The sequence below is a fragment of the Thauera phenylacetica B4P genome (assembly GCF_000310225.1).
Classification (GTDB): Bacteria; Pseudomonadota; Gammaproteobacteria; order Burkholderiales; family Rhodocyclaceae; genus Thauera; species Thauera phenylacetica.
In genome coordinates this window covers 22,188-28,825 of the sequence record NZ_AMXF01000036.1, presented here as the reverse complement: position 1 = coordinate 28,825, position 6,638 = coordinate 22,188, and the positions used below count along the sequence as shown (strand labels likewise).

Here is a 6,638-nt window from a genome sequence, read left to right as displayed (position 1 = left end):
CGCGCCGCGCCGGGCGCGCCGGCGGCGGCGAGGCCGTACAGGGTCGCCCGCCCCGCCATCGCCGCATCCGCGCCGAGCGCGCGCGCCTTGACGAAGTCGCTGCCGCGGCGAAAGCCGCTGTCCACGATCACCGTCATCTCCGCCCCCACCGCCTGGCGCACCGCGGCCAGGGTCTCGATCGGCGCCGGCGCGGCGTCGAGCTGGCGCCCGCCGTGGTTCGTCACCACCACGCCGTCGGCGCCCGCCTCCTTCGCGCGCAGCGCGTCCTCGGGCAGCAGCACGCCCTTCACCAGCAGTCGGCGCGGCCACAGCTCGCGTAGGCGGCGCACGTCCTCCCAGGTCAGCGAGGTGTCCATCTGCGCGGCCAGGAAGGCGGCGGCGTTGCTCGCGCTGTCCATGCCCGGCGGCAGGAAATCGCCGAGGTTGCGGAAGCGCGGCATGCCGTGCGGCACCAGCACGTCGAGGCCCCAGCGCGGATGCAGGCCGACATCGAGCACGTTGCGCCAGGTGAGCTTCATCGGCGCGCGGTAGTTGCGGCGGTCCCACTCGCGGTTGCCGAACACCGAGGCGTCGGTGGTGAGCACGATCGCCTCGCAGCCGGCGTGCTCGGCCCGCTTCACCACCGCGGCGAGGTTGTCGCGGTCCTTGAAGGGATAGATCTGCATCCAGTGGCGCACCCCGGTGGCGGCGATGTCCTCCAGCGCCACGGTGGACACCATGCTCTGGCAGAACGGGATACCCGCCGCGCGCGCCGCCTCGGCGAGCACGCGGTCGCCTTCGTGGGTGAGCAGGCCGTTGAAGCCGGTGGGCGCGATCACCGCCGGCAGCGCGATGTCGGTGCCGAACAGCGGGACCGCGAGCTCGCGCCGCGACACGTCCACCAGGGTGCGCGGCAGCAGCAGGATCTCGTCGAGCGCGCGCCGGTTGCGCGCGAGCGCGAGCTCGTCGTCGGCGCCGCCCTCGAGGTACTCGAGGCAGAAGCCGGGCAGCCGCCGCGCCGCCATCGTGCGCAGCTCGGCGATGTTCTGGGCGCGGGCCGGGTTGCGGCCGCGGTAATGCTGTCGTCGGGGATTCACGTCGGGATCGCTCTCCGGGAGGGCGGCGCCGGGACCCGCAAGCACCACCTGCCGCGGCGGTCGCGATCGTTCGATTGTAACCGTGGCCTGCGATGCTTCGCAGTCGCCACCCTGCTAGCGCCGGAGGCGCGCCGCGGAGCGGGCTTGCCCACGAAGCGGGGTGGGCACGATTGCGAATACGTCACCAGCAGGGCGCGCCGGCGGCGCGTAGTAAAATGTTCGCCCCAACACGCCCCACCCCCGAGGACCCCGCCATGGCTGGCCGCAAGAAGAACCTGCCGCTCGTCTATTCCTGCTCGGGCTGCTCCAGCGCGGCGCAGATGGCCAACCACGTGGCGCTGCGCCTGGATCGCGAGGGCGAGGCCGAGATGTCGTGCATCGCCGGCGTCGGCGGCAACGTGCCCCACCTGGTGAACATCGCCCGCTCCGGCCGCCCCATCCTCGCCCTCGACGGCTGCGCGCTCGAATGCACGCGCAGCTGCCTGGCCGAGCGCGGCGTGCAGCCCGCCGTGCACCTGCTGCTCAACGAGCAGGGGGTGAAGAAGCGTTACGCCACCGATTTCGCCCCGGAAGAGGCCGAGCGCGTGCTCGAGCAGGCCCGCACAGCCGTACGCGGCCTGCGTGTGCAAGCCGCCGCAGGGAAGGCGGACGGAAAGGCGGACTGAAGCCACCGCCCGCGACCAGCCGCCCCGAGTGGCGCGCACGCCCGAGGGCCGCGAAGCATCCGCGCCGCAAGCTTCGCGCCCGAAAAACCCTCAGCCGCGCAATCGGCGCGCCGTATCCACCAGCGCCGCCGCGAGCCCCTCCAGCATGCCCTGCTGGGCAGCGTCATCCAGGCGCCCGTCGGCGCCGACCGCCTCGCCGGCCTTGCCCACCGCGAGCTGCTGCGGGATCACCTGCATGCCGAGGTAGCCGAGCACGTCGCGCACGTGGAACAGCACCCGCATGCCGCCGAGCGCGCCCGGCGAGCTCCCCACCACCGCCGCCGCCCGCCCCGCGTACACCTTGCCGCCGGAGCGCTCGGGGTCGGCGGGGTTGGGCCGCGAGCACCAGTCGAGCGTGTTCTTGAGCAGCGGCGTGAGCGAGCCGTTGTATTCGGGATTGACCACCAGCAGGCCGTCGCTCGCGTGCAGCACGCGCTGCAGGCGCACGATGCCCTCGGGCAGGCCGGAGGCGGCCTCGAGGTCGCCGTCGTAGAGCGGCGCGGGGTAATCGTCCAGATCGACCAGCTCGACCTCCGCGCCGGCGTCGCGCACGGCCTGTGCGCACACCTGCGCCACGCGGCGCGACAAGGCCTCGCGCCGGCGGCTGCCGGCCATCACCACGATTCGGGGCTGCTTCATCGGTGATCCTCCTTCGCAACGAGATGCCGGCATTATCGGCCCGAACGCTGCGGCGCACGCCATCCCGGCGAGACGCGACGGCCTGCGCGCCCCTCCCTCGCCCGTGCCGATGGACACCGGCCCCTTGAATCCCGCCGCTTCGCCACGATATCAGGGAAGTCTGAAATACTCCGGAGCCCGCCATGTCCGACGCCCTGCACCTGGTCTGTCCGCACTGCGACGCCGTCAATCGCGTCCCCGCCGCCCGCCTGGCCGAGGCCCCCAACTGCGGCAAGTGCGGCAAGCCGCTGTTCACCGCCCACCCGGTGGAGCTCGACGCGGCGAACTTCGACCGTCACGTCGGCCGCAGCGACATCCCGGTGCTGGTCGACTTCTGGGCGCCGTGGTGCGGCCCCTGCCGCACGATGGCGCCCGCCTTCGCGCAGGCCGCCAGCATGCTCGAGCCGCAGGTGCGCCTTGCCAAGCTCGACACCGAGGCCAACCAGCCGCTGGCGGCGCGCTTCGGCATCCGCAGCATCCCCACCCTGGCCCTGTTCCGCGGCGGCCGCGAGGTCGCTCGCCAGGCGGGTGCGATGGGCGCGGCGGACATCGTGCGCTGGGTGCGCGGCCATCTCGGCTGAGCGCGCGCTCAGCCCGCCCCGATCGTGCGCTTGGTGCGGAATTCGTCCACCGCGACGTAGGTCAGGCGCGCCTCGGTCACCTTCACCACCACCGGGTCCTCCGGGTGGCGCTCGGCGTAGACCTCGACATCGACCGTGATCGAGGTGCGCCCCACGCGCACCACCTCGGCGTGGAAGCTGACGATGTCGCCCATCGACACCGGCTGCTTGAAGACGAAGGAGTCCACCGCCACGGTGGCGACCTTGGAGCGCGCGACGCGGATCGCCGGCACCGCGCCGGCGATGTCCACCATCGACATGATCCAGCCGCCGAACACGTCGCCCGACGGGTTGAGGTCGGCCGGCATCGGCACGACCCGCAGCACGAGTTCCTTGTCCGCGGGCGGGCGCTCTCCGCCGGGGGGCGAGGTGGACTCCGGGCCCACCACTCGCTTGCAGCCCTCGCGATCGACCGCGACGTAGGTCATGCGCGCCTCGGTCACCTTGACCACCACCGGATCGGCGGGGTGGCGCTCGGCGAACACATGCACGTCGACCGTGATCGAGGACTTGCCCACCGCGACCACGTCGGCGTGGAAGCTGACCACGTCGCCGACCGAGATCGGCTGCTTGAAGACGAAGGAGTTCACCGCCATCGTCACCACGTGCGAGCGCGCGCGGCGGATCGCAGGCAGGGCGCCGGCGATGTCGACCATCGCCATGACCCAGCCGCCGAAGACGTCGCCCGCGGAGTTGAGGTCGGCCGGCATCGGCATCAGGCGCAGCGCCGGCTCGGTGGCGGGCGGGGTCGTCGGGAAGGAGGGGCTGGAGGCTGCGGTCATGGGTTGCTCCACGAGACGGCGAAGGAAGGGGGGCGCGCCCGTATCGGGAAGACGGCGCGCAGGACGTTGGCCGAGCCTCAGCGCGCGAGGCGCTCGAAGAGCTTGACCAGGGTGTTGGTATAGCGCAGCAGGCGCTCGCCCTCGTCGAGCACCGAGCGTACCCGGCCGATGCGATGCGGCTGGCGGATCGCGGGGTCGAGCGAGTCGACGAAGCGCGACCAAAGCCCGGCCGTGGCATCGAGCTGCGCCACCAGCTCGGGCAGCTCGCCGGCGTTCTCGCGCAACAGCTGCAGGTTGTGCTCGAAGGCCCGGCACGAGGCGGCGATCTGCGCCTGCGGGTCGGGACACGCCTCGAAGCCCTCGAAGAGGAAGAACTTCGCCACCCGCTGCGACAGCATGCGGTTGCGCCCGGCAATATTGACCATGTACAGGCTGCCCGAGGCCGCGAAGCCCCCGGCGACGGCGTTGAGGAAATCCGCCGCGGTGATGAAGTCCTCGCTCAGCTGCAGCACCCGCGCCGCCCCCACGGGCGCTCGCTCGGGCGCGCTCAGCGCGGCACGGAACGCCGCCCACACCCCGCCGACGTTCTCCAGCGCCTCGCCCAGCTCCGGGGCGAGACTCCCAGCCTGCAGCACCGCGATGCTGCGCTCGAACTCGGCGATGCCCTGGCGCAGGCGCAGCTGCATCTCGACCGGGGCCACGCCGTGGCCGATCAGCACCCAGTCGATCGCCAGACGCTGCACCTGCAGGCGCAGGCGGCCGCACAGGTTGATGAGCTCGCCGACCGACATCGCCTCGTCGCGGCGCGCACCCTTGTTGCGGCGCGAGAAGCTCAGGCGCTGCGGCTGCTCGCCCGCGCCCGTGTCCAGCGTGGCGGCGTTCTGGATGTGGATCAGGCGCTTGTCGACCACGATCACCCCCTTGTCGGCGAGCTCGCGCAGGCTGCGCGAGAAGGCCTCGGGGGTGATGCCGATGCGCGCCGCGAGCACCTTCTTGGTGGAGGCCAGCTCCACCGTGGTCTCGCCGGCGAGCGCGAGGCTGCCGCCGGCGAGCTCGACCAGGTAGTCGAGGATGCGCTGCGCGCTGGTGCGGCTGGCGTGGTGTCCGGCGACGTCGAACTCGACCTCGCACAGCCGCGTCGCCACCGCCTGCAGCATGCGCCGGGCGAGCGCCAGGCTGCGCTCGGCCACCGCGCGCAGCACGCCGGCGTCGAGCGCGACCAGCGTGCACGCGCTCGCCGTCTCGCAGCCGGATTCGTGGCGGTCTGCACCGAAGAACTCGCCGCAGCCGAGCAGCTGCGGGGTGTGCACCAGCTCGACCACCTTGCGCGCATCACCGCCGAGCTCGCGAAAACGCACCACCGTCCCGCCGCACAGCACGAACACCTCGTCGAAGGGCTCGCCGCTGCCATGCACCAGCGTGCGCGCCGGCAGCTCGAGCAGGCGCGCCGCGACGGCGAGCTCGGCGAGCTGCGCGGCGGGCAGGCCGGCGAACAAGGGCACCGCGGCGAGGCGATCGCGCAGCGCCCGGCGCTCGGCGGGGGTCGGTGGCGTCATGCCGGGCCGCCCTCCCCCTCCTCGCCTTCGCCGAGCGCATCGAGGCGGGCGAGCCAGGGCGCGCGCTCGGCCGCGGACACGAAGCTCGCCTCCAGGCTGTTGCGCGCGATGCGGCGCAGCTCGGCACGGCCGAGGCCGAGCGCGCGTGCGGTGTCGATATAGTTCTTCGCCACGTAGCCGCCGAAGTAGGCCGGGTCGTCGGAGTTGATCGTCACCTTCAGCCCGGCGGCGAGCAGCTGCCCGAGGTTGTGGCTGGCGAGGTCGGGGAACACGCACAGCTTGACGTTGGAGAGCGGGCACACGGTGAGCGGCACCTGCGCGCGCGCGAGGCGCTCGACCAGCGCGGGGTCCTCGGTGCAGCGCACGCCGTGGTCGATGCGTTCCGCCTTCAGCACGTCGAGCGCCTCGACGATGTAGGCCGGCGGCCCCTCCTCGCCGGCATGGGCGACCACGTGCAGGCCGAGCTCGCGGCAGCGCGCGAACAGGCGGGCGAACTTGGACGGCGGGTGACCGTGCTCGGACGAGTCCAGGCCCACGCCGTCGATGCGCGAAAGATGGGGCAGCGCCTGCTGCAGCGTGGCGAAGCCGGCCTCCTCGTCGAGGTGGCGCAGGAAGCACAGGATCAGCCGCGCGCCGATGCCCCAGCGCGCGCGCGCCTCGACGCAGGCGCGCTCGAGGCCGTCGAGCACCGTCTCCAACGCCACCCCGCGCGCGGTGTGCGTCTGCGGGTCGAAGAAGAGCTCGGCGTGGACCACGCCGTCGGCGTGGGCGCGCGCGAAGTAGGCGAGCGCGAGCTCGAAGAAGTCCTCCTCGCGGACCAGCACGGCTGCACCGGCGTAGTAGAGGTCGAGGAAGCTCTGCAGGTCGGCGAAGGCGTAGGCGGCACGCACCGCCTCGACGCTCGCCCAGGGCAGCGCGACGCCGTTGCGGCGCGCGAGCGCGAACATCATTTCGGGCTCCAGCGTGCCTTCGATGTGCAGGTGCAGCTCGGCCTTGGGCAGGGCGCGGACGTAGGATTCGAGCTCCATGGCGGGTCTCCGGGGCGGGCCTGCAATGCTAGCCCCAAAAGCCCCCCATCGCGTCGTCGCAGGCGGGCGTTTTCTTGTGAGCACGCGCCTGCGGCGGTAGCATGGCCGTCTTGCAGCCCGCCGCAAGCCTTGTTGCACGGGCATTCCCGCCTGCCGGCAGACGCGCCCGAGCGCTGCCTCGCCCCCTGTTCAGG

The 6,638-nt window shown here is 72.7% G+C and carries 7 protein-coding genes and 1 pseudogene; 2 read left to right on the top strand and 6 right to left on the bottom strand.

The window, feature by feature from the left end; all coding sequences use genetic code 11:
* A partial coding sequence (locus tag C667_RS07425; protein ID WP_083881285.1) for an alpha-hydroxy acid oxidase occupies positions 1-1,076 on the bottom strand: 1,076 nt, incomplete at its 3' end.
* Positions 1,077-1,330: 254 nt separating this feature from the next.
* Here C667_RS07425 and C667_RS07420 point away from each other — a divergent pair.
* Entirely contained in the window at positions 1,331-1,741 is a 411-nt protein-coding gene (locus tag C667_RS07420; RefSeq protein ID WP_004359696.1) for a putative zinc-binding protein, read from the top strand.
* A gap of 90 nt (positions 1,742-1,831) precedes the next feature.
* On the opposite strand, the gene C667_RS07415 is transcribed toward C667_RS07420, so the two are convergent.
* Positions 1,832-2,419 carry an NADPH-dependent FMN reductase gene (locus C667_RS07415; protein ID WP_004359694.1) on the bottom strand — a complete coding sequence of 196 codons (588 nt, stop codon included), beginning with the start codon at positions 2,417-2,419 and terminating at the stop codon, positions 1,832-1,834.
* Positions 2,420-2,601: 182 nt separating this feature from the next.
* Here C667_RS07415 and trxC point away from each other — a divergent pair, with 182 nt between their 5' ends.
* Entirely contained in the window at positions 2,602-3,039 is a 438-nt protein-coding gene (gene trxC / locus C667_RS07410) for a thioredoxin TrxC (protein ID WP_004359691.1), read from the top strand.
* 8 nt (positions 3,040-3,047) lie between these two features.
* Here the strand turns inward: trxC and C667_RS26385 are convergent, their stop codons facing one another.
* From C667_RS26385 to C667_RS07395, 4 genes and pseudogenes are all read right to left on the bottom strand, one after another.
* On the bottom strand, positions 3,048-3,386 hold the full coding sequence (locus tag C667_RS26385; protein ID WP_245538441.1) for an acyl-CoA thioesterase: 339 nt from the start codon (positions 3,384-3,386) through the stop codon (positions 3,048-3,050).
* 174 nt (positions 3,387-3,560) lie between these two features.
* Positions 3,561-3,788, bottom strand: a pseudogene (locus C667_RS26655) (acyl-CoA thioesterase); the annotation flags it as partial.
* 149 nt (positions 3,789-3,937) lie between these two features.
* Positions 3,938-5,416 (bottom strand): type IV pili methyl-accepting chemotaxis transducer N-terminal domain-containing protein, encoded by a 1,479-nt coding sequence (locus C667_RS07400; RefSeq protein WP_004359688.1) that lies wholly within the window; start codon positions 5,414-5,416, stop codon positions 3,938-3,940.
* Entirely contained in the window at positions 5,413-6,444 is a 1,032-nt protein-coding gene (locus C667_RS07395; protein ID WP_004359686.1) for an adenosine deaminase, read from the bottom strand. The genes C667_RS07400 and C667_RS07395 overlap by 4 nt, the downstream gene beginning before the upstream one ends.
* Positions 6,445-6,638: the final 194 nt, after the last annotated feature.

Coding starts and splice junctions, on each gene's coding strand:
- C667_RS07415 (WP_004359694.1), bottom strand. CDS start 2,419: ATGAAGCAGCCCCGAATCGTGGTGATGGCCGGCAGCCGCCGGCGCGAG.
- C667_RS07395 (WP_004359686.1), bottom strand. CDS start 6,444: ATGGAGCTCGAATCCTACGTCCGCGCCCTGCCCAAGGCCGAGCTGCAC.
- C667_RS26385 (WP_245538441.1), bottom strand. CDS start 3,386: ATGCCGGCCGACCTCAACCCGTCGGGCGACGTGTTCGGCGGCTGGATC.
- trxC (WP_004359691.1), top strand. CDS start 2,602: ATGTCCGACGCCCTGCACCTGGTCTGTCCGCACTGCGACGCCGTCAAT.
- C667_RS07400 (WP_004359688.1), bottom strand. CDS start 5,416: ATGACGCCACCGACCCCCGCCGAGCGCCGGGCGCTGCGCGATCGCCTC.
- C667_RS07420 (WP_004359696.1), top strand. CDS start 1,331: ATGGCTGGCCGCAAGAAGAACCTGCCGCTCGTCTATTCCTGCTCGGGC.